The organism is Malaciobacter canalis, assembly GCF_008000835.1.
Lineage (GTDB): Bacteria > Campylobacterota > Campylobacteria > Campylobacterales > Arcobacteraceae > Malaciobacter > Malaciobacter canalis.
Map to the genome: position 1 here is coordinate 1,428,993 of NZ_CP042812.1, position 24,205 is coordinate 1,453,197.

Sequence of the window (24,205 nt, forward strand, 5' to 3'; positions counted from 1 at the left end):
CCTTATAATTAGGCGAAAATTATATTTAAATTAGGATTAAAAATTGCTTTTATACATACATATTCCCTTCTGTGATAGTAAATGTCACTATTGTGCATTCAATTCTTACACAGATAAGTTTCACCTAAAACATAACTATATGAAAGCTTTAGTAAAACAATTAAAGTTTGAATTAGAGTATGTTAAAAAAGAGAATAAAAAATTACAAACTGTTTTTATAGGAGGCGGAACTCCAAGTTCAATAAAATTTGAGGAGTACGAAGAGGTTTTTAAATTAATAAAACCTTATTTAGAAAAAAACTGTGAAATAACAACAGAGGCAAACCCAAACTCAGCAAGTGAAAAATGGCTTTTAGGAATGAAGAATTTTGGCGTAAATAGAGTAAGCTTTGGAGTACAAAGTTTTGACAATGAAAAACTAAAAAAGCTAGGAAGAGCACATAATAGTAAAAGTGCTATAAGTGCTATACAAAAAGCTAGTTGTATAGGTTTTAATGGTATTAATTGTGATATAATTTATGGTGTTGAAGCAGATAGCTTTGAAAGCTTAAAGAAGGATTTTGATACTGCTTTTTCATTGCCAATCACACATTTAAGTGCATATAGTTTGACTATTGAAAAAGGCACAAAATTTTATAATAAATCTGAAATAAAAATTGATGATGAAGAGTTATCATATGAAATATTTGATTATATAAATAAGTGTGGATTTACTCAATATGAAATCTCAAACTTTTCAAAAGCAAAAGAGTTTGAATCAAAACATAATTATGGATATTGGGAACATAAAGAGTATTTAGGTGTAGGTGCTGGTGCAGTTGGATATAAACAAAACTCAAGATATTATCCAAAAAAAGATATTCAAGAGTATATAAATGAACCAATAAAGTATGAAATTGAAAATTTAAGTAAAAAAGATATAAAAATAGAAAAAGTTTTATTGGGTTTTAGGTCTTCAACTGGCGTAAAAATAGAACTATTTAACGAAAATGAGTTAAAAAAAGTGCAAGATTTAATAGATGAAAAGAAACTTATATTAAAAGATGATAAAGTTTATAATCAAAACTTTTTATTAGCAGATGAATTGGCTTTATATGTAATAGAGTAAAATTTCAATAAAATAGGCAAAATATTTAATAAAGGTATTATATTTGACAATAAAAGATTGTATAAAAAATTATTCAAAACAGTTAAGAGATATAACTCATATTCCAAATAAAGAAGTTGAGATTTTAATTTTACATATTTTACAAAAAAATGTTATTTGGTTACATCTACATTATAATGAAGAGTTCAAACATGAAAAAGAGCTTGAAAAACTTGTAAAAAAAAGAGCCACTAACTATCCAATGGAGTATATTACAAAAAAAGCTTCATTTTATGGAGAACTTTTTGAAGTTGCAACAAATGTATTAATCCCTAGACCTGAAACAGAGCTTTTAGTAGAAAATGCAGTTGAGATATTAAAAGAGATAAAAAGTCCAAAAGTATTAGAAATAGGGACAGGCTCAGGAATTATTTCAGTAATGCTTGCAAAACTAATAGATGATATAAAAATTATTGCAGTAGATATTAATGATGATGCAATTACTTTAGCTAAGAAAAATGCAAAAAAACATGAAGTTGAGCATAAAATAGAGTTTATTAAAAGTGATTTATATGAAAATATAGATGAACAAATATTTGATATGACTATTTCTAATCCTCCATATATTGCAAACAGCTATAAGCTACCATTAAATGTAGAGTTTGAACCAAGAAATGCTCTATTTGGAGGAGAAGTTGGAGATGAGATTTTAAAAAGAATTATAGATGATACATATAATAAAAAGATTAGATATTTATTATGTGAAATGGGATATGATCAAAAAAAACCTTTAGAACAGTACTTTAAAAATTTTAATATAGAAAAGTATGAGTTTTATAAAGACTATTCAAATTTTGATAGAGGTTTTAGTATTAAATTTAGAAAAGGAGATAAATAATGTTTAAAGAGTTTAATTTAGAAAATTTAGAAAATAGTAAAAGTTTATTGGAAGAGAAAATAAATCAGAGTAAAGATAAAGTTGAGGAACTTTTAAAAATAGAAGAAAAGAGTTATGAAAATTTTGTAATGCCTTATCAAGAAGTAGGGGAGAACTTAAGTGATTTTATAACTCCAATCTTTCATATTGATTCAGTTAAAAATTCAAATATTACGCAAAAAGTTTTAGAAGAGTGCATTCCTTTGATCTCAATTTACGAAACTGAGATGTCACAAAATGATAATATTTATAGGTCATTAAAAGATATACAAGATAAGGATTATACATCTTTAAATAGTATACAAAAAAAAGTTCTAGAAAATGAGATAAAAGATTTTGAATTAAGTGGTTGTCACTTAAATGAAGAAAAAAAGAATAGACTTAAACAGTTGAATTTAAAGCTTAGTGAATTGTCTCAAAAGTTTTCTCAAAATCTTTTAAATGCAACAAATAATTTTGAAATGATATGTGAAAATTTTGAAGATGTAAAAGAGTTGCCAAAGTCAGATTTAGAACTAGCAAAATTTACAGATGAAAATGATAATAAGACAAAATATAAATTTACTCTTCAAATGCCATCATATTTAGCGTATATTACATATGGAACAAATAGAGAAAAAAGAGAAGAGATTTATAAAGCTTATTGCACAAGAGCGCCAGAAAACGAAGAAGTAATCAATGAAATATTGAAATTAAAAGATGAAAAAGTCAAACTTCTTGGTTTTGAAAACTATGCACAATACTCTTTAAGTAGAAAAATGGCTAATAGTGAAGAAGAGGTTGTGTCATTTTTAAAAGAGTTAGCAATTAAAGGTAAACAAAGTGCTAAAGAAGAGCTAGAAGAGATTAAAATATATGCAAGTGAAGATAACATTGAAGATATTAAAAGCTTTGATATGGCTTATTATAGTGAGAAAGTTAAAAAAGCAAAATATGATTTAGACCAAGAGTATTATAGACCTTATTTTGAGCAAAACTCTGTATTAAATGGATTTTTCAGTTTTCTAAATGATATATTTGAAATTAAGTTTGAAGAGGTTCAAACAAAAACTTGGGATGATAAAGTAAAAGTATTTAATATTTCTGAAAATGATAAAATTATAGCTAGAATTTATCTTGATTTAGAAGCAAGAGAAGATAAAAGAGGTGGTGCTTGGATGAATAACTGGCATACACACTATGTTGATTCAAATAAAAAAGAACATTTACCTACAGCATATGTAGTTTGTAATTTCCCACAATCAAAGGACAATACTCCTTCATTATTAAGACATGATGATGTTGTTACTTTATTTCATGAAATGGGACATGCATTGCATCATTTATTAAGCAAAGTAAATGAACCATATGTTAGTGGAATTTCTGGTGTTGCTTGGGATACAGTTGAGTTTCCTTCACAATTTTTAGAATATTTTGCATATGCAAAAGATGTTTTAAAAATTTTTGCAAAACATTATGAAACAAAAGAGGTTTTAGATGATGAAGCAATTCAAAGATTAATAGATGCTAGAAATTTCCAATCATCATTATCAATGTTAAGACAAGTTGAGTTTGCACTGTTTGATTTTAACCTACATCAAAAATTATACAACAATGCAGAAGAAATACAAGCATTACTTGATAGTATAAGAGCCGAGTATAGCCCATTGATACCACCTTCTTACAATAAATTTCAACATGGATTTGGGCATATTTTTGGAGGCGGTTATGCTGCTGGATATTATTCTTATAAATGGGCTGAAGTTTTAAGTGCAGATGCATTTTATATGTTTATTGATTCAGGAAATTTATTTAATAAAGAGTTAGCTATGAAATACAAAGAGCATATTTTACAAAAAGGTGGCTCTGAAAATATGGATAAATTGTTCTATAAATTTGCACAAAGAGAACCAAGTGTTGATTCTTTATTGAAAATTGATGGAATTATTAGCTAATTTTTGCAATAATAGCTTTTTTAAATACAAACCTAAAAGAGGATTTTATAAATATGACTAATCAAGAGACTATTACAAAATTAAATGAAGCTTTAAATACATTAATAAAAGCATATGAAGAATTGCAAAATGAGAATACACTATTAGAAGAAAAAATTGATAATCTTAATAAAGATAAAAAAGAACTTGAAGCAAAAGTGACAAGCCTAGAAGATAAAAATAGAAATTTAGAAGATAATGTTAATGAGTTAAATGACTCTACAGAAAAACAAAACAATAACATTAATTCTATGTTAGGTAAAATTGAAAATCTTCTAGGAAGTAAAAAGAATCCTAACAAATATGAAAAAGATAACAATAAATTTGATTCAAGAGAAAAAGGAACCTTTATTAAAGAAGAAGATAATTCTAAAAATAGTAGTTTAGATCAAATACTAGAAGAAGAGATTGACAATACTTCTGCAAATTTTAGAGAGTCTAGTAGTAATAGTGAGAATAAAATAGACCTAAATAGAATGGCTTCTTTATTGAATGGTTTCAATAATTAAAGATAGCTATGACTAAACAGATAAATAAAAATACTCTTTTTAATACTTTTGGAATTGATAGTTTCAATTCATTGGAGGAGGCTATAAATAAAATGCCTCCTTCAATAGTTGAGTATCATTTGAATAATTTAGATATTAATGATTGTGAAGTTTATTTTAATAAAAAAGATATTGAAAAATCTGTTAACTTTGGTGAGTATAGTATCTATTTAGACTATAGTGATAATATTTATATTGAGATTGACATAGAAGAAGATAATTATACAAATAGCTTTTTTTAAGCTATTTGTTTTAATCTTTATCTTGTAATTGTGAAAATATAAGTGACACAATCTCTTTACAACTTCCTAAATGTGGAAGAATTTTAAATTTAATATTTGGATACTCTTCTTTTAACTTATCTATTTCTTTTGGAATATCATCTTTTACATGTTTTCCTGCTGCAAGAAAGTATGGAAAAACTTCTATTTCGTTACAACCATTTATAATCTCGTCTTTTATACTTTTGTTAATCGAGGGTTCACATAACTCTAAAAATGCATAGGTAATTTTTAAATTATTATCTATATTATTTATTTTTAATTTTTCTGCTAAGTTATGTATCTCTTTATTTGAACTTTCTAATCTACTTCCATGGGCAATAATTACTAATAATTTCATATTTAATTTCCTTTATTATATATATTGTACAAATTTATCATTAATTTTAATATAGTTTTTTTGTTTTTCTAAAAATTTTATAAATTTTTTAGGAACTAAATAATTTTTTAATTTATAAATACCTCTTTTAATAGTATCAAAATAACATAAATTATTATCTAGTTAGAAAATAAATAATTTTTAAATAGATAATTAAATAATAAATATAATAATTTTTTAACAAAAATTAAAATATTTCTAGTTACAATTTCGTAAAAATTATAACTTAGCAGTTAAATTATATAAAAAAGGAAGAGGTTTTTGAGTGCATTAATTCTTCAATCAATCGATGATTCAATTGTTGGAAAAGATTTCAAATATGATGATGCTTTTTTATCGATTGAACAAGAAATAGACAAAAGTCATAGTGCTTTTTTTGATGGTTCTACAGATTGGGAGTTAGTATTAAATAGTACTCAAGATTTTCTTATAAATAAAAGTAAAGATTTTAAGATTGCAACTTGGTGGATATACTCATGTTGGAAAGTAAACTCTTTTATAGGATTAGAAGTTAACCTTCCTATTTATATAAATTTCATAAATCAATTTAACGATAAATTATATCCTAAATCTATTAAGGGTAAAAGCAATATTATTTTTTGGCTAGAAGAACAGTTGACTTTAGAAATAAGCCAAAATTTTACTTCTAATATTGAAGTTTTCTATGAACTTTTTATGGAACTTAACAATACTTTTAATAGATTATTAGAAAATGAAGATGTATATTTTAAAAAGATTATAAATATACTTAAAGCTAAACTACAAGAACAAAATGCAAAAGAAGAACTGAAAAAAAAAGAACAAGTTACTCAAATTAATAAACAAAAAGATGAATTAGATTCACATAAAGCAATATCTTTTTTAAGGGAATTGAAAAAAGATGCTTCAAAATTAGCACATTTTTATAGAGAAGAAGATTTCATTGAGCTAAAAGCATTAAGAATTACAAGATTTTTGTCTTGGCTTGAAACTGATGGACTTCCTTTAAATGAAAACTCAATCACGCAATTAAACCCTCCTTCAATATTAGAAATTGATGAAGTAAAAAGTTTGTATAAAAATTCAAACTATGATGATGCAGTAAAGTTAATTGAAGAAATTCTAGAAGTTTCTCCTTTTTGGTTTGATGGACACTATTATATATATAATATTTTCAAAAAATTAAATAAAGAAAAACAAGCAAATGAAGTAAAAAATTTATTAATCTATTTTTTAAAAACAAATGAAGGAATAGTTGATTTAAAATTCAAAGACAATAGTAGTTTTGCATCACCTAAAACTAAAAAATGGATTAATGAAAATATACAAGAAGATCCAAGTAATTCAAGTAAAAATGAGAATGATTGCGAGTTTGAAATAGATGAAACTTTAAATTTTAAGGAGGCAATAAACCTAATAGATAAAAAATATATTAGTTCACAAAATATAAAAGATAAATTTCTTTTAAGATTAAAACAAATGCAATTAGCAATAGAGAATAGTAAAGAGAATATGGCTTTAGCTCTATTTGATGAACTTGAAAAATATATTGTAAAACACAATTTAATACAATGGGATGCAAAACTTGTATCAGAAGTGTATGTACTTTTTTTAAGCTCATTTAATAATCTTCAAGTAGAGAATGAACAAATTGAAAAATATTATTCACTACTTTGTAAAATAGATATAAATAGTGCATTAAAAATAAATATATAAATTAGGAGAACATAGATGAATAAGCAATCAGAATCACCAAAAGAGAGAATTAATGTCACTTATAAACCTGCAACTGGGGATATGACAGAAGAGATTGAAATACCATACAAAATAACTTTATTGGGAGAATATAATCCAAATGAAGAGAAAAAACCTGTTGAAGAAAAAAAAGTTGTAAAAATAGATAAAAATAATTTCAATGATGTATTAAAAGCACAAAATTTATCAGTGAGTTTTAATGTTGATAATAAATTAACTAAAGAAGAAGACTCATCTTTAAATGTAGATTTGAAAATTAATAGTATTAAAGATTTTTCACCTGAAAAAATAGTTGAAAATATTCCAGAACTAAAAGTTCTTATGCAGTTAAGACAATCATTGATGGCTTTAAAAGGTCCATTAGGAAATGTTCCTGCATTTAGAAAAGCTATTGAAGATGCTATTTCAAATAAAGAAGAAAGAGATAAGTTAATGAATGAGTTAAATCTTGGTGTTAAAGAATAAAAGGAGTTTAGATGACTACAGAACAAGTTTCACAAAACAATATTTCAGATATAGAACAATTAAGTTTATTAGATAATATTGTTGCTCAAACAAGCATAAATCAAAATGATGACAGCTATTCAGTTGTAAAAACAGGCGTAGAAGCACTTGTAGAAGAATTAATTAAATCTGATAATAAAGAAGAAAAAGTTAATAAATCTATAATTGATAAAATGATTGCAGAAATTGATGAAAAAATATCTGCCCAAATGGATGAAGTTTTGCATCATGACCAGTTTCAAGCATTAGAATCAAAATGGAAAGGTCTTTATATGTTAGTTGAAAGAACTGACTTTAGACAAAATATTTTAATGGAATTTATAAATGTATCAAAAGAAGAGTTAATTGAAGATTTTGAAGATAGCTTAGATATTACAAAAACAGGTCTTTATAAACATGTATATAGTGCAGGGTATGGACAATTTGGTGGGGAACCAGTAGGTACTATAATCGCAGATTATGAGCTTTCTCCTTCAAATATGGATATAAAATTTTTAAATAAAGTAGCTTCAATTTCAGCAATGAGCCATGCACCTTTTATTAGTGCAGCAGGTCCTAAGTTTTTTGGGCTAGATAGTTTTGAAGGGCTTCCTGATTTAAAAGATATAGAAGATGTAATGACATCTCCACAATTTGCAGCTTGGAAAGGCTTTAGAAAAAATGAAGATTCAAGATATGTAGGACTTACTCTTCCTAGATTTTTACTTAGACCTCCTTATGATCCAGAAGATAATCCTATTTCAAATTTTGTTTATAAAGAAGATGTTTCAAAAAGTCATGAAGATTATTTATGGGGAAATACAGTTTATGCTTTTGCAAGTAAATTAACTGATAGTTTTGCAAGTTATAGATGGTGTACTAATATAATAGGACCAAAATCAGGTGGTGAAGTTAGAGATTTACCTGTACATACTTTTGAAAGTATGGGTGATATTGAGATGAAGATACCAACAGAAGTTTTAGTTTCAGATAGAAGAGAGTATGAATTATCTGAACAAGGTTTTATTCCATTGATTATGAGAAAAGGAAGTAATACTGCTGCATTCTTTGCTGCTAGTTCAGCACAAGAGCCAAAACTTTTTGCAAATACTCCTGAGGGTAATGAAGCACAATTAAATTATAAATTAGGTACTCAATTGCCATATTTATTTGCAATTACAAGAATGTCTCATTATATAAAAGTATTGCAAAGAGAGTATATTGGTTCATGGAGAGAAAGATCAGATTTAGAAAGAGAACTTAATAAATGGGCTAAGCAGTATGTTGCAAATCAAGAAAATCCAAGTGCAGAAATTAGAAGTAAAAGACCTTTTAAAGATATTGCAATTGATGTTGAAGATGTTGCTGATGATCCAGGTTGGTATAAAGTTAGAATTTCATTAAGACCTCATTTTAAATACATGGGTGCAAGTTTTGAGTTATCACTTGTTGGTAAGTTAGATAAAGAGTAAAAGATGTATAAGGGAAGTTTATTTGAAAGATTATCTTCAAGTTTTGATGATAAACAGTTTGATTCAAAAGAAGAAGCATTATATGCATCAATTGCAAATAATCTTTCAAGAATCTTCTCTACAAATGCAGGAAGTGCAGAAATATCTAAAGATTATGGAAAAGTAGATTTAAATAATATAAATTTAAGTATGAATGATTCTATTGAGTTTATAGAAAAAAGTTCAGAAAACACAATAAAAAGATTTGAGCCTAGATTATATAAAACAAAAGTTGGAATTTTAAGAGAAAATTTGAATTTTAATGAAATGACAATCTTAATACAAGGATATCTTGTAGTAAATGGCAGAAGTAAAAAAGTAAGTTATAGAGCAAATTTGTTAAAAAATGGAAAGGTAAAGATTTATAAAGATGACATTTAATGATTATTATAAAAAAGAATTAAACTCATTACGACTTGAGGGTTCAGAGTTTTCTAAAAAAAATCCTGGATTATCAACTTATCTTTCAAAAGAAGGACAAGATCCTGATGTGGAAAGACTGCTTGAGGGTTTTTCTTTTCTAACAGGGAGATTAAAACAGCAACTTGATTATGAATTGCCAGAAGTTTCTCACACTTTAGTTCAACTACTTTGGCCAAATTATATTAGGCCAATACCATCTTATTCTATTATAAAGTATGAATCAATCAAAGATTCAACTGAAAATATTAAAGTTGAAAAAAATACTGAGGTTTTAAGTAAAAGCATAAATAATTCACAATGTAAATTTAGAACTGCTTATGAACTTACTGTAATGCCTTTTGAATTACAAAATGTTAATTACTATACATATAGTAAAAAAAGTGATCTTGAATTGTCTTTTCAAATGTCAACAATTGGAACATTGCAAGATTTAACATTTGAGAACTTAAGGTTACATTTAGGTGGTTCTAAATTTATTGCACAAGATTTATATCTTTTTCTAACAAACTATGTTGAAAAAATTGATTTAATTATTAATTCTGATGATAGTAAAGAGCTTGCATCAATATCAATTGATAAAAACTCAATAAAACAAGTTGGTTTTAGCCCAAATGAAAACCTTATGCCTTATCCTTTAAATGTTTTTGATGGATATATTTTACTACAAGAATATTTTTGTTTTAAAGATAAGTTTTTATTTATTGATATATTGAATCTTTCAAATATAAATACAATATCAAATGAAATTTTAGAAAAAAGTAGAAATTTTACTATAAAAATAACATTTTCTAAAAAGATAAAACAATCTGAAACTCCAAGTATTAACAACTTCTTTTTATATAGTACTCCTATAGTTAATCTATTTGAAACAGATTCTGTACCAATTAGAAAAACAAGTTATGATGAAGAGTATTTAGTAGTTCCTTCAAATTTAGATAAAAATCAAAGTGAAGTTTTTTCAATTGAAAATGTAAGAGGCTGGATTGCAAATAAGGGAAGTTATGAAGATCTTATGCCTTTTGAAACATTTGAACACAATTTATCAAATACAGAGTATTACTCATCAAGAGTTAAATTATCAAATGATGAAGCACAAACAAATACATACTTAAGATTTTCTAACTCAAAAGGATTAGAAGAAGATATTTTAAAAAGCAATGCAACAATATCTGTAAAAATATTGTGTACAAATAAAAATTTACCTTCAAAACTCTTATTAAAAGAGATTGATACTGCAAATCCTTTATCAAAAAGTGCAAATTTAAAATTTCAAAATATTACTATTCCTACACAAAGTTATCCACCACCAATTTCAGGGGATTTCTTATGGAGAGTAATATCTAACATGTCTTTGAATTATCTCTCTTTAGAAGATATTAATTCTTTAAGAACGATCTTAGAAACTTATGATTTTTATGGAGCTTTTGATAGAAAACAAAAAGAAAAAACTACAATGCAATTAAAAGGATTTGAAAATATTTCATATGAAACTTGTGAAATGATAGATAAGGGGTTACCAATAAGAGGAACTCATATAAAACTAAAAGTTAATCCATTGAATTTTTCTTGTCTTGGGGAAGCTTATATATTTTGTTGTGTATTAAATGAGTTTTTTGCACTTTATAGTAATCTAAATTCATTTCATAAATTAAGTGTTGATATAAATAATGAAGACTATTTTCAGTGGCCTGCAAAAATTGGTTCACAAACATTAATTTAATAAAAGATTTAGTATGACAATAGAAGAAATAAATAGTAGTTTAAATGATAGTATTTCTAAATATTCATTGCCACAAATTATAAGGGTTGTATGTGGATATTTAAAAAATTTTCATATAAATAAAAGTAGTATAGAAGTCTATGAGCTTATTAAGTTTAGTTCAAATCCAAGTTTGTCTTTTCAAAAATCAGAAGTATCAAAAGTAATTTTTTTTGAAGAAGAAAATAATACAAAAGCTGAAATTACTTTAAACTTTCTAGGTATATTTGGTAGTTCTTCTCCTTTACCATCTCATTATAGTGAAATGGTTTTATATAGTATTGATAGTGACTATATATTACATGATTTTCTAAATTTATTTAATCATCATCTACAAAGATTTATCTATCCTATATGGCAAAAACATAGATATTATATACAATATCAAAATGATTTAAAAGACAAATTTTCAAAATATATATTTTCATTTTTAGGCTTATACTCAAATAGACTACAAAATAATAGTTCCTTAAACTTAAGAAAGCTTATTCCATATATTGGAATTTTATTTATGAAACATAAATCAGCAGGAACTTTAAAATCGATTTTAAGACACTACTTAAATCATAATGAATTAGAAATAATTCAATGCATTGAAGATAATTATAATATTCCTTCTTTTCAAAGATGTTCTTTAGGCAATGAAAACTGTAGTTTAAATAGTAGTTTTCTAATAGGAGAATCTGTTAAAAGTAAAAATGCCAAATTTCAGATCCTATTAAAAAATGTTACTAATCAACAACTACTAGAGTATAGTATTTTAGGATTTAAAATGAAAGAATTAAAAGATTTAATTGCGTTTTCTTTAAATGAACCACTTAAACATGAAGTCTGTTTTGAAGTAAAAAAAGAAGAAAAAGAGTCTCTTTCTCTTGATATTAATGCCAAACAATATTTGGGAATAAATAGTTGGATTGGGCAAACATTTTATGATGAAAAAATAGTAATAGCACAAAAAGGATTATAATGAAATTAGAATTAAAAAATTTGATAAATAATTTAGATAGAAAAACAAAAAAATATCTTGAAAACTCAGCACAAAGATGTATTGTAAGAGGTGGAAGTGAAATCTTAATAGAAGATATTTTGTATGTTTTTTTAGAAGATGAAAATAGCATATTTTCTTTGATGTTAAATCAGTACAAAATTGATAAAAATGAGTTAATAAAAGTAATTCAAAAAGAAGTAAAAATAAGTATAAGTGAATCAAATAGCCCTATATTCTCAACTATTTTAGTTAATTGGCTTGAAGATTCTTATTCTTATGCAAAGCTTATTTTAAATCAAAATGAAATAACGCAATCTTCAATGATTTTATCTTTATTTGAAAATAGTATTAAATATTCAAATACAAAATACTTTAAAATATTTGAAAAAATTGATGTAGAAGAGCTAAAAAGCCTAATAGAGGGATTAAATGAGAAACCAATTGAAAATAAGACTTCTAATGAAAACTCAAATATAAAAAGTGAAATAGAAAAGTATACTACAGATTTAACACAATTAGCAAAAGAAAATAGAATTGATCCTGTATTATGTAGAGATGATGAGATAAAACAAGCAATTGATATTTTATTAAGAAGAAGAAAAAATAATCCTATTTTAGTTGGTGAGGCAGGTGTTGGAAAAACTGCAGTAGTTGAAGGATTAGCTTTAAAAATTGTTAATAATGAAGTTCCTGTTCAATTAAAAGAAGCAAAAATATTATCTTTAGATGTTGGTGCTTTACAAGCTGGAGCAAGTGTAAAAGGAGAGTTTGAGAGAAGATTGCAAGAGGTAATTAATAAATTAAAAGCAAGTAGTGAATTTGTAATTTTGTTTATTGATGAAGCTCATACTTTAATTGGAGCAGGGGGAAATGAAGGTAGCTCAGATGCTGCTAATTTATTAAAACCTGCACTAGCAAGAGGAGAACTTAAAACAATTGCTGCAACTACATGGCTAGAATATAGAAAATATTTTGAAAAAGATCCCGCTTTATCAAGAAGATTTCAAAAAATAAATCTTTTAGAACCAACAGTTAGTGAAGCTACAACAATTCTAAGAGGAATTGCTAAAAAATATGAAGAAGCACATGATGTTTATATTGAAGATGATGCAATAAAAAGTGCTTCATCTTTATCTGCTAGATATATAACTAGTAGACAACTTCCTGATAAAGCAATTGATGTTTTAGATACTGCTTGTGCAAATGTAAAAATAAGTCAATCAAATATACCTTTTGAATTACAAAAAATTACTACAAAGATATTAGAAAAACAAAGAGAAATAGAGTTCTTACAAAGAGATGATGTAAACAAAATAAAAAATAACAAAGATAAAATTAAAATTTTAAAAGATCAACTTAAAGTCTATGAAGATGAAGAAAAACTCATTAGAACAAACTGGGAAAAACAAAAAGAAGTTTTAGAACAAATTGAAGAATGTAAAGATAAAAAAGAAAAAAGTAAACTAAAAACCCAACTTAAAAATTTACAAAAAAAGAATATGTATATTTTTAATACTGTTAATAAAGAACAAGTAGCAAAAGTTATATCTTCATGGACAGGAATTCCGTTGGGGAATATGGTTGAAGAGCAAATAAAAACAGTTGTTGAACTTGAAGATAAAATTAAAGACAAAGTTATAGGTCAAGAACAAGCAATATCATATTTAAATAGGTTTTTGCAAATTTCAATTTCTGGATTGAAAAAAGAAGACTCTCCTACAGGGGTATTTTTACTTGTTGGACCTAGTGGAGTTGGTAAAACAGAAACAGCAAAAGCAATAGCTCAACTTATGTATGGAGGAGAAAGATTTATCACCACTATAAATATGACAGAGTTTCAAGAAAAACATACAGTTTCAAGACTTATAGGATCACCTCCTGGTTATGTTGGATATGGTGATGGAGGTCAATTAACTGATCCTGTTAGAGTAAAACCATATTCAGTTATATTGCTAGATGAAATAGAAAAAGCACATCCTGATATTTTAAATCTTTTCTATCAGATTTTTGACAAAGGTGAAGTAAATGATGGAGAAGGAAGAGTAATTGATTTTAAAAATACTACGATAATTATGACTTCTAATTTAGCAACTAAAGAAATAACAAGTTATTGTCAAAATAATAAAGATAATATTTCATTAGAAGAGCTTTCATCACTTATTACACCTGTACTTAGTGATTATTTAAAACCTGCATTACTTGGAAGAATGAATGTGATTCCATATTTTAACTTAAATGAAGAGGCTTTAATCAAAATTACAAAACAAAAATTTGAAATAACTAAAAAACAATTACTTAAAAAAGAAATTGATTTAGAAATTGATGAAAACCTTATCAAATATATAGTTAGTTTATCAAACAGTATTGATACAGGTGCTAGAAATATTGATTTGATAATTAATACAAAAATTATGCCAAAGTTATCTAAATATTTATTAGATTCATCTATAAATAAGAAGAAAATAAAAAATATCTCTTTAAATTTAGATACAAAGAGTAATGAAATAGTAATTAAATAAAGGAGTGTTTATGATAAAAAGATTAGTTTTTGTTTTTTTTATAGTTTTATTTTCAGGATGTGCAAGTTTTCATGAAACTTATAAACCCTTATACCAAGCTAAACCAGAGATTGAGGATTTAAAATGAAACTAATCCTTGATATAGTTAAACATCCTCAAGAAAAATTATTTAAAAGAAATTTTCAATTTAATAAAACTGGTGGAGTAGTTGGAAGATCTGATGATATTGATAATAAACTAGCTGATTCTAAAAATATTATTTCAAGTAAACATTTTTTAATACATTTTGAAAATAATCAATACTTCATTGAAGATACAAGTACAAATGGTACTTTTTTAAAAAACCCATTTTCAAAACTAGTGAAAAATGAACCTGTAAAAATAAATGATTTAGATATTTTTATAGTAGGAGAGTATGAACTTCAAGCAAGATTTACAACACTTGATTACTCTAATACACAAGAAAAGTTTAATGAAAATAAATTAATTCCAGATGATTTTTTAATTGATGATGAATTAAAAAATTTATCAATGGAAGAAGAAACTTATTCTTCTAGTGTTTTAGATATGTTAAAAGAAGAAACAACTTCAAATACAATTGTTGAAACTATTTATGAAGAAGAACAAAAAGTTAGTAAAGATATTTTAGATGATCATATTGATGTTGATACATATATTAAAGATGAAAAAGTAGAAAAAATTTTTAATAAAGAGATTGCTAGTGTAGAAGATGAGTTACAAATATTAGGAAAAAATTTAGGAATAGAGTTTGATAGTTTATCAAAAAAAGAGAGAGAAAATGTCTTAAATGAAATCTCAGATATTGTAATAAATTCATTAGAGGGCTTAAAAAACTCTTTATTTATAAAAGAAAAAATTACTAAAGATTTGAATATTCAAGAAAATATGAAAAGAAAAAATCCAATAAATATGGGATTACTAGCTTTAAATGTAATTGATATAAATGATACTGAAAAAGTTAGCTTGTCAGAAGCAGTAACAAAATCTTTTAAAGAATTAGATACTCATAATGTGGCATTACATAGAACCAGTAAAAATTTAATTAATATCACTGCTTCAAAATTTTCACCAAAAAATTTAGAATATTATTTTGAAAGTAATAATGAAATAAATAGTTTATTGCCTAAAAAGTCACAGCTTTGGAATTGTTATTCAAAAATGCTTAATAAAATCGATGAAAATCCAAACCATGGACAAGAATTAATTATGAATGATTTTGTAAATGAGTATAAAAATATTTTATATACCATAAAACTTACATCACTATAAGGAAAAACAATGAAACTAAAATTAATTATTTTAACTTTAGCAATACTTATTTTAAGTGGTTGTTCTACTAAACCAACTCATTTAGAATTAGTTGTTACTTCTTCAAAAGATTTAAATCAAGATTTAGATGATATTTCATCTCCTTTGATGCTTACTTTTTATGAATTAAAATCAGCGGAAAAGTTTATAAAGTACGATTATTGGAGTCTTTTAGAAAAATCAGGAAGAAAACTAGGAGATGATTTAATTTCACAAACAAAACAAGTAATAACTCCCCAACAAGAGCAAACATATAAAATCTCTTTTGATGAAAAGACAAATTTTCTAGGTGTAATTGGGAATTTTAGAAAATTAAATAAAAATAAACAATGGAAATATGTTATTAATTTAGAAAAAGATGAATATAACTATATAGAGTTAAAAGTAGAAAATTTTAAGTTAGAAAGAGTAGATTAATGGAAAATAAAATAGTATGGAAAGAGGGTCTTTTTATAAGACCTCAACATTTTCAACAAAATGATAGGCACTATAGCTATGAGCTAAGAACTAGAACTATTGAAAGTAGAGCAAATAACTGGGGCTTTTTTAGTCTAGATATAGATAAAATCCTTTTAAATACAGGTAAGTTATTAATTAAAAGTGCTAGTGGAATTTTACCTGATGGTACACTTTTTGAACTATCTTCTCAAAATGAAAATGATTTAATTATTGAAATAAAAGCTTCAGATGTTGGTAAATTTATATATTTAACTTTACCTTTATATATTGAAAATAGTGATGAAATACATTTTGAAGAACAAGAAACTCTTTTAACAAGATACAAATCAAAACTAATCAAAGATATTCCAAATATTAATGCAGGAGAAAATAGTTCAAGTGATATACTGATTGCAAAATATAATTTTAAACTTCAATTTGAAGAAGATATTAATCAAGGTCTATTGAAACTTAAAGTTGCAAAAATCGGGAATGTTAGTGCAACACAAAGTGTTAGTCTAGAATCAAGCTTTGAACCTACTTTTTTACATTTAAATTCATGCGAGTCTTTATTGTTAAAAATAAAAGAGTTATCAAGTATGTTAAATTATAGAGCTGAAAAGCTTGCGGAGAAAATAAGTGATACAACACTGCAATCAACGGAATTAGGACATTATTTAATGTTACAGCTATTAAATAAAGCATATGCAAGAATATCATATTATTTATCTCAAGAAAAAACTCATCCTGATGAACTTTTTTTAGAACTTTCATCATTAAGCTCAGAATTAGCAGTGTTTATGAATAAAACAAGAAGAGATATCGAAATAATAAATTATAATCATTATGAACAATACAGTTGTTTTTTAAATCTATTGAGAAAATTGAAAGATATGCTTAGTATGGTTCTTGAACAAAATAGTATTTCTTTAAATATTGAACAGAAGAAATATGGCATATATATAGCTGCTTTAAATGATAAGAAGATTTTAAATGATTCGACTTTTATTTTTGCAGTAAGTGCAAGTATTTCAACAGATAAACTAAAAGAAATCTTAACAACAGGGCTTAAAATAGGAACAATTGAAACTATTAAAAATCTTGTAAACTTTCATTTGGTTGGATTTAAGTTAAAAGCATTAAATACTGCACCAAAAGAGATACCTTACAAAACAAATCATCTTTATTTTAAAATTGAATTAACACAAGAAAATAAAAAAGAGTTAGCAAAGTCTGCTGGATTTGCATTTCATTTATCTACGCAAGTTGATGATATTTCATATGCTTTATGGGCAATTAAAGAGTAAACAATGAGTAATAAGACTATATTAGTTACAGCAGAAGATAATGGTGGTTATATAACAAACTATACTGCTACAGATGTAGAAAAAACATATACTAAACTAAAAAATAAAGCTAGTTATTTTAAAAGAAATAGAAGTTTTAATATTAATGATTTTGAAATTAGTTTTAATCCTTTTATTAGTGCATCTATTCCTATTTTTAATTATATTTATAGCTTAGATGATTCAACTGATTATTTAGAAATAAATAAAGTAAGAGAAAACTTTGTAGATAAAATCAACCATTTTAATGATAAAGCAAATGAATTTGAAATCATTGAAACAGAGATTTTAGTTACAAGATATATATTATGTACTTTTGTTGATGAAATAGTAAATTCTACCCATTTTGGTAAACAACATGATTGGGCAAATAATAGTTTATTAAGTTTATTTCATAATGAAACATATGGGGGAGAGAACTTTTTTCATCTTTTAGATAAATTCTTAAAAACCCCTGCAAAATATATTCATATTCTTGAATTAATGTATGTTTGTTTAGCATTAGGATTTGAGGGTAAATACAGAGTAATGAATAAAGGGAAAATTGAATTAAATATATTAAAAGAGAGCCTTTTTAAGCAAATAATGATAGTACAAGGAAGAGAACCTCTTACTTTTTATACAAAACAAGAGGCCTCAAAACAAAAATTTAGACTTTTTGATAAGCTTTCTTATCCTTTATTGATCTTAATAATTTTTACACTATTAACTATTATATATACCACATTATCTTTTAGTTTAAATTCACAAAATAATGATTTTATGAATATATTACAAGAAGATATTAAACAGATAAATTTTATAGATACTAAGGATTTAAAATAATGAAGAAAACTATATTTAAAAATCCATATTTTTGGACTATACTAATCTCTTTTATAATATCACTTTTAATTATTTTTTTATGGCCATATTTATTTGATAGTTTAAAAAGTTTGTCAAGTAGACTTTTAGTTGCATCATCGATTTTTTCTATTACAATAATTTCTATTTTACTTATAGTTGTATTTAAAAAACCAGAAACAAAAGAGGTAATTGAGCAAAAAAGAAAAGAAAAAGAGTTAGAAGATGAATTCAAAAAAATAATAAATGATAAAGTAAATGATTTAAAAACTAAGTTTAAAGAAGCAATAAAGATTATCAAAAAATCTTCACTTTATAAAAATAAAAGAAATGCTAAATATGAACTACCTTGGTATTTAGTATTAGGAGATTCTAAAGAGGGTAAAACCACTCTTATAGAGTCTTCTGGATTGAGTTTTCCTTTAAATATTGATTATAAAAATAAAAGTGTTGTAGAAGAGGGTAGTAGTCAAAAATTTCAATGGTATTTTGCAGAACATTCAATCTTTATTGATGTACCAGGAAATTATATACAACTAAAAGAGAATAAAGAAGATTCTATTGTTTGGAAAAAATTTTTAGAGTTATTTGTTGAAAAAAGATGGAGAAGACCAATAAACGGAATAATTTTGACAATAAGTGTAGAAAAGATTTTAAATTATTCTGAAAAAGAGTTAGAACAGTATGCAAAAGATTTAAGAGATAGATTTGATGAACTTTCAAAAGCATTTATGTCAAGTATTCCTATATATTTAATTGTAACAAAATGTGATCAAATTTCAGGTTTTAACGAATACTTCAATGATTTAAAAGAAGATGAAAAAGATGAAATTTTAGGTATAACACTTAATGAAGATGAAAATATTGAATCAGGATTAATCAAACCAAAACTTGAAGAGTTATTAAAAAGATTAAGTAGCTCTATTTTGACTAAATTGCATTATGAATGGGAAGAAAAAAATCGTTCTAAAACTTATCTTTTTACAGATAATTTTTCTCAACTTTTTGATAAAACTACTCTTTTTATTGATATTTGTTTTGCTCAAACAAGATATAGAAAATCTTTAATGTTAAGAGGTTTATACTTTACTAGTGTATCTTGTATAGAGAATCAAAATGCATTAATATCAGAAGAACAATTAGAATATAGTAATACTAATAAAAAAGGTTTTTTTATTTACAAAATATTAAAAGATATTGTTTTTCCTGAGTCTGAAATTTTAAAAATGGATGATAATTATAAGAAAAAATTAAAGCGTAATCAAATAATAGCTTATACCTTAAGCTTTTTATTAATAGTTTTTTCTACGATATTTATAGTTAATGATTTTATTACACATAACAATACTTTAAAAAAGTTAGAAAAGAGTTACTTAAAATATAAAATACAAAGAAATAAAACTTACAATTCTGATAGTTTTAAAGATATTGCATTAGTTTTGAATAATCTTCAAGAAATAAAACAACTAGATAAAACAAAAGTTGCTAATAATTTTTGGAATTTAATCTTTTATAAAACAGATGATAGAAGAGAGAAACTTGAAACAATATATACAAATGATTTAAAGCAACTTTTATTAAAAAGAGTAGAATTAGATATTCAAACTCAAATAAAAAGAGATTTAAATGATTTTGATTTATCATGGGATAATACTAAAGCTTATGTAATGCTAAAAAGAACTGATAAGTTAGATAAAAAGTTTTTAAGATTATATATGTCTAAAAGATGGAATGAATTATATAAAAGCTATCCAAAGTTACAAAATAGTTTAAACTTTCATTGGGAAAATACTCTTAATGCAGGCTTTAAGCCACAAAAACTAAATGATGATTTATTAAAAGTTGCTAGAAATAGACTAATGAAATTTGGATTAGATGCATTAAGTTATAAAAGTTTAAAAATAAAAATAAAGACTTTAAATTTAAAAGATTTTACTTTTTCTCAAGCTTTAATTGGAAATTTAAATGTTTTCAAAGGAAGCAATTTTAAAATTCCAGGAATGTTTACTAAAGAAGGGCATTCTTTAATGATGAAAGATGGAAAAGCATTAACTAAAGAGGTCTTAGAAAATAATTGGGTACTAGGAAGAACAGAAGAGTTAACTCAAGCTTTTATTGATGCAAATTATAAAAAGATATTAAGTTTATATTATTCAGAGTATAAAGAACAATGGTTAAAAGCATTATCTTCTTTAAGTATTCCCAAGAAAGAAAGAATAACAGAACTTAATAATCAATTGTCAACTTTTAGTTCAGCAGATTCTCCTATATACTCTATAATTCTTGCATTAAAAGATAATACAGATATCTACACTCCTACTGAAATGCTAAAATTAAAAGCAAGTTCTAATGGGAATGTTACAAGAGCCGTTGCTGCAACAGTAGCTCCAGGACAAATTGGCAGAGCAGTTGCAAAAAATGCTTTAGATAACAATAAAGATTCGAGATTAATTGATAACAGAAGTATTAAAAACTTAAGAGAGTTCTTTAAACCTTATCATCAATTATTAGATAAAAATGAACAAGCTTTAGGACTACTTCAATCAGCTACTAAAAAACTAAACAGTGTTTACAAAACAATGGTATCTTTGGATAGCTCGGTAAACTCATCTTTTGAATCTTTTAGATTAGTAAAAGATAGAGTTGAAGGAAGAATTGATCCTTTTGTAGTCTCTTATAATACATTACCTATTCATATAAAAAAATGGTATTTACAGCTTTTACAAAATAATTGGTTTTTTATTTTAAAAGAAGCAAAAGTATATCTAAATAAAAAATACAAAGAAGAGTTGTTTTTATTTTATGAAGAAAAAATAAAAAATAAGTATCCTGTATCAAATACTAAAAGTGATTATATTAGGCTTGAAGATTTCAATGATTTCTTCAAAAAAGATGGGATTATTGATAACTTTTATAAAAATTACATATCACTTTTTATAAAAATAAATAAACTAAATAATAGTTATTCAATTAATAATCTTGATGGAGCCTCTTTAAATATAAATAAAGTATTTATAGACTCTCTTATAAAATCTTTTAAAATCAAAAAAAGTTTTTTTAGAAATAGTGGTTCTTTAGGTTTTATTTTAAGTATTAAGCCTTATGTTTTAGGTGGGAATTTATCTACGATGCAGTTAACATATAATGATGATATTTTATATTATGAACATGGTCCAATAAAAAATAAAAATCTTATCTGGCCTCCAAATAGTTTAAATAGTGTTGTAAAGTTTGAATTATTTGATTTAAATTCACAACCAGTAGTTAGTAAATATTTAGATAATGATTGGGCTATTTTCCAAATTTTTGAAAAGTTTAAAATCAAAAAAGATTCTAATGATTCTGTTATTATTAAATATGAAGATAAAAAATATACAGGTTCTTTTTATCTAAAAGGTGAAACTAGTCAAGCATTTACAAATTATAATTATTTAAAAACATTTAAATTACCAAAGAGCTTATAATATGTTTGAAAGTGTTTATTTTACTCACCCTGGATATGTAAGAGAATCAAATGAAGACTCATTTTTTATTGATGATAAAAATTGTATATGGATAGTTTGTGATGGAATGGGAGGTCATAATGATGGTAGTTTTGCAAGTCATTTAATTACGGATTTATTTGAAGAGTTAGTTTTAACTAACTCTTTTAGCCAAAATGTTGAGATTATTCAAAATCAATTACTTAAAGCTCATCAGCTTTTACAAAAACAAATAAGAAAAACCAATACTACTATAGGAACAACTGTTGTACTTTTGTATATTTATGAAAATAGGGCAGTTTGTTTTCATTGTGGAGATAGTAGATGTTATAGTTATACAAATAGTTTAAAATGCCATACAAAAGATCATAGTAAACTTTTAAATGGTAAGAAAGTATTGACATCTGCAATTAGTGCACCAAGTAAAAGTTTTATACTTGAAAAAAGTTCTTTTTATATTGATGAAATAAATCGTTTTTTATTATGTTCTGATGGTCTTTATGATTTTATTAGTGAAGATACCATTTCATATTTTATGAAACAAAAAGAAATAAAAAAAAGTATGGATATATTAATTTCAAATATCTTAAAAACAAATGCTCAAGATAATATAACAGCTATTATAATAAACAAGGTATTTAAATCATGAATACTCTTTTAAAAAACATTAAAAAAACATCAAAGAAACAAAATTTTCAAATAAAAAACATATTCAATAAAAGGTATATGATAAAAGATAAAATAGCACAAGGTGGTTTATGTGATGTTTTTTTAGTAGAAGATATATATGATCTTCATTTTAATACAAACTCAAATATTGTTATAAAACTTCCAAATGAAACTACTATAAGAAATAAAGATATCTCATCATTACTTTTTAGTGAATATAAATTTTTAAGAGAATTAAATCATCCAAATATTGTAAAAGTATATGATTTTGGAATTGATAAAAAAACTAAAATTCCTTATTTGATTTTAGAGTATATTGAAGGAAAGTTATTAAATGATATTTCAATTTTTAATATGAATAAAAGTTTAAAAATAGATATTTTTAAAACACTTTTAAACACAGTTAAATATATACATTCAAAAAATATAATACATGCTGATATTAATCCTTCAAATATAATAATCGATAATAACAATAAGATAACATTGATTGATTTTGGAATTTCTTTGAGTTGTAATAGTGATTCAATTCACTTAGACTATAATAAAGTAAAAGCATATAATCCAAAATATAGTGCACCAGAAATTATAAATGGAGGAATTCCTACTGAAAAATCAGATATATATTCTACTGCAGCTATTATTTTTGAACTTTTTACATTAAAAACACCTGTTATTAGAAATAATAAAATCATTCTTGATAACTCAAATGTAATTCCTTTTTATCTAAAAAAGTGGCTTAATAGAAATTTATCTACTGATTCTTCAATAAGAACTATAAATTTCAATCAATATTATAATTTTTTTGTAAATTTTTTACATTTTAACTAGTTATTTAATAATTTATTTAATTATTTAGTGTTAAAATACTTTTACAAAAAATTTATAAGGAAAGCGAATGAATAATCCAATTTTTATTTCAGTTAAAGGAAGTACTCAAGGTTTAATTACTGAGGGTGCATTTACACCAGAATCTGTTGGTAACTCTTATCAAAAAGGTCATGAGAATGAAGCTTTAATCAAAGGTTTCTCTCATGATATTAAAATCCCAAGAGATCCTCAATCAGGTCAACCATCAGGTCAAAGAGTTCATGAACCGTTAGTAATATCAAAAATTTTTGATAAAAGTTCACCTCTTTTATATAATGCATTGACAAAAGGAGAAACTTTAACAGAAGTTGAATTAAAATGGTATAGAACAAGTTATGCTGGAAAACCAGAGCATTATTTTACTATTAAATTAGAAGATGCAGTTATTGTTGATATTGCTTCATATATGGATACAGAAGAAGGACTTGAAAAAACTCAAGTTGCTCCACTTGAAAAAGTATCTTTTGCATATAGAAAAATTACTTGGAGACATGAAACTGCTAGTACTTCTGGTGAAGATGACTGGAGAATTGGTGTAGCATTAAATGCATAGTTTATAATATGTGGAAATTAAATATTTCCACATATTTAATTTTTTGTAAAGGT

21 protein-coding genes are annotated in these 24,205 nt (G+C 24.8%); 20 read left to right on the forward strand and 1 reads right to left on the reverse strand.

Features of this window, described 5'->3' with window-relative positions; all coding sequences use genetic code 11:
• Positions 1-43: 43 nt before the first annotated feature.
• The 5 genes from hemW to ACAN_RS07200 are packed head-to-tail and all read left to right on the forward strand — an operon-like array spanning position 44 to position 4,787.
• On the forward strand, positions 44-1,108 hold the full coding sequence (gene hemW, locus ACAN_RS07180) for a radical SAM family heme chaperone HemW (protein ID WP_099335226.1): 1,065 nt from the start codon (positions 44-46) through the stop codon (positions 1,106-1,108).
• A 43-nt stretch (positions 1,109-1,151) separates the two neighbouring features.
• A complete protein-coding gene (gene prmC, locus ACAN_RS07185) occupies positions 1,152-1,985 on the forward strand; it encodes a peptide chain release factor N(5)-glutamine methyltransferase (protein WP_099335225.1) in 834 nt (277 codons plus the stop codon).
• Positions 1,985-3,958, forward strand: a complete 1,974-nt coding sequence (locus ACAN_RS07190; protein ID WP_191287707.1) for a M3 family metallopeptidase — start codon at positions 1,985-1,987, stop codon at positions 3,956-3,958. The genes prmC and ACAN_RS07190 overlap by 1 nt, the downstream gene beginning before the upstream one ends.
• A 53-nt stretch (positions 3,959-4,011) precedes the next feature.
• Positions 4,012-4,506 (forward strand): coiled-coil domain-containing protein, encoded by a 495-nt coding sequence (locus ACAN_RS07195; protein ID WP_099335223.1) that lies wholly within the window; start codon positions 4,012-4,014, stop codon positions 4,504-4,506.
• An 8-nt stretch (positions 4,507-4,514) separates the two neighbouring features.
• On the forward strand, positions 4,515-4,787 hold the full coding sequence (locus ACAN_RS07200; RefSeq protein ID WP_099335222.1) for a hypothetical protein: 273 nt from the start codon (positions 4,515-4,517) through the stop codon (positions 4,785-4,787).
• A 10-nt stretch (positions 4,788-4,797) separates the two neighbouring features.
• On the opposite strand, the gene ACAN_RS07205 is transcribed toward ACAN_RS07200, so the two are convergent.
• Positions 4,798-5,166, reverse strand: a complete 369-nt coding sequence (locus ACAN_RS07205; protein WP_099335221.1) for a sirohydrochlorin chelatase — start codon at positions 5,164-5,166, stop codon at positions 4,798-4,800.
• A 300-nt stretch (positions 5,167-5,466) separates the two neighbouring features.
• On the opposite strand from ACAN_RS07205, the gene ACAN_RS07210 reads away from it, so the two are divergent.
• From ACAN_RS07210 to ACAN_RS07280, 15 genes are all read left to right on the forward strand, one after another.
• Positions 5,467-6,900, forward strand: coding sequence for a TssA family type VI secretion system protein (locus ACAN_RS07210; RefSeq protein ID WP_099335220.1), 1,434 nt, complete (start codon positions 5,467-5,469; stop codon positions 6,898-6,900).
• 15 nt (positions 6,901-6,915) lie between these two features.
• A complete protein-coding gene (tssB, locus tag ACAN_RS07215) occupies positions 6,916-7,404 on the forward strand; it encodes a type VI secretion system contractile sheath small subunit (protein WP_079579866.1) in 489 nt (162 codons plus the stop codon).
• A gap of 11 nt (positions 7,405-7,415) precedes the next feature.
• Positions 7,416-8,894: a type VI secretion system contractile sheath large subunit gene (tssC, locus tag ACAN_RS07220; RefSeq protein ID WP_099335219.1), complete on the forward strand. Its 1,479-nt coding sequence runs from the start codon at positions 7,416-7,418 to the stop codon at positions 8,892-8,894.
• Between the two features lie 3 nt (positions 8,895-8,897).
• Positions 8,898-9,314, forward strand: coding sequence for a type VI secretion system baseplate subunit TssE (tssE, locus tag ACAN_RS07225; RefSeq protein ID WP_079579868.1), 417 nt, complete (start codon positions 8,898-8,900; stop codon positions 9,312-9,314).
• A complete protein-coding gene (gene tssF / locus ACAN_RS07230; protein ID WP_099335218.1) occupies positions 9,304-11,076 on the forward strand; it encodes a type VI secretion system baseplate subunit TssF in 1,773 nt (590 codons plus the stop codon). Before tssE ends, tssF begins: the two co-directional genes overlap by 11 nt.
• 13 nt (positions 11,077-11,089) lie before the next feature.
• Positions 11,090-12,082 carry a type VI secretion system baseplate subunit TssG gene (gene tssG, locus ACAN_RS07235; RefSeq protein ID WP_099335217.1) on the forward strand — a complete coding sequence of 331 codons (993 nt, stop codon included), beginning with the start codon at positions 11,090-11,092 and terminating at the stop codon, positions 12,080-12,082.
• Positions 12,082-14,622: a type VI secretion system ATPase TssH gene (gene tssH, locus ACAN_RS07240; protein ID WP_099335216.1), complete on the forward strand. Its 2,541-nt coding sequence runs from the start codon at positions 12,082-12,084 to the stop codon at positions 14,620-14,622. The genes tssG and tssH overlap by 1 nt, the downstream gene beginning before the upstream one ends.
• A gap of 123 nt (positions 14,623-14,745) precedes the next feature.
• A complete protein-coding gene (locus ACAN_RS07245; RefSeq protein WP_099335215.1) occupies positions 14,746-15,912 on the forward strand; it encodes a type VI secretion system-associated FHA domain protein in 1,167 nt (388 codons plus the stop codon).
• Positions 15,913-15,921: 9 nt separating this feature from the next.
• Entirely contained in the window at positions 15,922-16,368 is a 447-nt protein-coding gene (gene tssJ / locus ACAN_RS07250; protein ID WP_099335214.1) for a type VI secretion system lipoprotein TssJ, read from the forward strand.
• Complete coding sequence (gene tssK, locus ACAN_RS07255; RefSeq protein WP_099335213.1) at positions 16,368-17,696, forward strand: type VI secretion system baseplate subunit TssK; 1,329 nt, start codon at positions 16,368-16,370, stop codon at positions 17,694-17,696. Before tssJ ends, tssK begins: the two co-directional genes overlap by 1 nt.
• A 3-nt stretch (positions 17,697-17,699) precedes the next feature.
• Positions 17,700-18,560: a type IVB secretion system protein IcmH/DotU gene (gene icmH, locus ACAN_RS07260; RefSeq protein WP_099335212.1), complete on the forward strand. Its 861-nt coding sequence runs from the start codon at positions 17,700-17,702 to the stop codon at positions 18,558-18,560.
• Complete coding sequence (tssM, locus tag ACAN_RS07265) at positions 18,560-22,042, forward strand: type VI secretion system membrane subunit TssM (protein WP_147525209.1); 3,483 nt, start codon at positions 18,560-18,562, stop codon at positions 22,040-22,042. Before icmH ends, tssM begins: the two co-directional genes overlap by 1 nt.
• A 1-nt stretch (position 22,043) precedes the next feature.
• Complete coding sequence (locus tag ACAN_RS07270; protein WP_099335436.1) at positions 22,044-22,709, forward strand: PP2C family protein-serine/threonine phosphatase; 666 nt, start codon at positions 22,044-22,046, stop codon at positions 22,707-22,709.
• 77 nt (positions 22,710-22,786) lie between these two features.
• Positions 22,787-23,560 (forward strand): protein kinase domain-containing protein, encoded by a 774-nt coding sequence (locus ACAN_RS07275; RefSeq protein ID WP_165773093.1) that lies wholly within the window; start codon positions 22,787-22,789, stop codon positions 23,558-23,560.
• A gap of 67 nt (positions 23,561-23,627) precedes the next feature.
• On the forward strand, positions 23,628-24,152 hold the full coding sequence (locus ACAN_RS07280; protein ID WP_079579879.1) for an Hcp family type VI secretion system effector: 525 nt from the start codon (positions 23,628-23,630) through the stop codon (positions 24,150-24,152).
• Positions 24,153-24,205 lie beyond the last annotated feature (53 nt).

What these genes read in the sequence shown, in the direction of transcription:
- ACAN_RS07190 (WP_191287707.1), top strand. Translation starts at nt 1,985, where the DNA reads ATGTTTAAAGAGTTTAATTTAGAAAATTTAGAAAATAGTAAAAGTTTA.
- ACAN_RS07195 (WP_099335223.1), top strand. Translation starts at nt 4,012, where the DNA reads ATGACTAATCAAGAGACTATTACAAAATTAAATGAAGCTTTAAATACA.
- ACAN_RS07200 (WP_099335222.1), top strand. Translation starts at nt 4,515, where the DNA reads ATGACTAAACAGATAAATAAAAATACTCTTTTTAATACTTTTGGAATT.
- ACAN_RS07205 (WP_099335221.1), bottom strand. Translation starts at nt 5,166, where the DNA reads ATGAAATTATTAGTAATTATTGCCCATGGAAGTAGATTAGAAAGTTCA.
- tssB (WP_079579866.1), top strand. Translation starts at nt 6,916, where the DNA reads ATGAATAAGCAATCAGAATCACCAAAAGAGAGAATTAATGTCACTTAT.
- tssC (WP_099335219.1), top strand. Translation starts at nt 7,416, where the DNA reads ATGACTACAGAACAAGTTTCACAAAACAATATTTCAGATATAGAACAA.
- tssE (WP_079579868.1), top strand. Translation starts at nt 8,898, where the DNA reads ATGTATAAGGGAAGTTTATTTGAAAGATTATCTTCAAGTTTTGATGAT.
- tssF (WP_099335218.1), top strand. Translation starts at nt 9,304, where the DNA reads ATGACATTTAATGATTATTATAAAAAAGAATTAAACTCATTACGACTT.
- tssG (WP_099335217.1), top strand. Translation starts at nt 11,090, where the DNA reads ATGACAATAGAAGAAATAAATAGTAGTTTAAATGATAGTATTTCTAAA.
- tssH (WP_099335216.1), top strand. Translation starts at nt 12,082, where the DNA reads ATGAAATTAGAATTAAAAAATTTGATAAATAATTTAGATAGAAAAACA.
- ACAN_RS07245 (WP_099335215.1), top strand. Translation starts at nt 14,746, where the DNA reads ATGAAACTAATCCTTGATATAGTTAAACATCCTCAAGAAAAATTATTT.
- tssJ (WP_099335214.1), top strand. Translation starts at nt 15,922, where the DNA reads ATGAAACTAAAATTAATTATTTTAACTTTAGCAATACTTATTTTAAGT.
- tssK (WP_099335213.1), top strand. Translation starts at nt 16,368, where the DNA reads ATGGAAAATAAAATAGTATGGAAAGAGGGTCTTTTTATAAGACCTCAA.
- icmH (WP_099335212.1), top strand. Translation starts at nt 17,700, where the DNA reads ATGAGTAATAAGACTATATTAGTTACAGCAGAAGATAATGGTGGTTAT.
- tssM (WP_147525209.1), top strand. Translation starts at nt 18,560, where the DNA reads ATGAAGAAAACTATATTTAAAAATCCATATTTTTGGACTATACTAATC.
- ACAN_RS07270 (WP_099335436.1), top strand. Translation starts at nt 22,044, where the DNA reads ATGTTTGAAAGTGTTTATTTTACTCACCCTGGATATGTAAGAGAATCA.
- ACAN_RS07275 (WP_165773093.1), top strand. Translation starts at nt 22,787, where the DNA reads ATGATAAAAGATAAAATAGCACAAGGTGGTTTATGTGATGTTTTTTTA.
- ACAN_RS07280 (WP_079579879.1), top strand. Translation starts at nt 23,628, where the DNA reads ATGAATAATCCAATTTTTATTTCAGTTAAAGGAAGTACTCAAGGTTTA.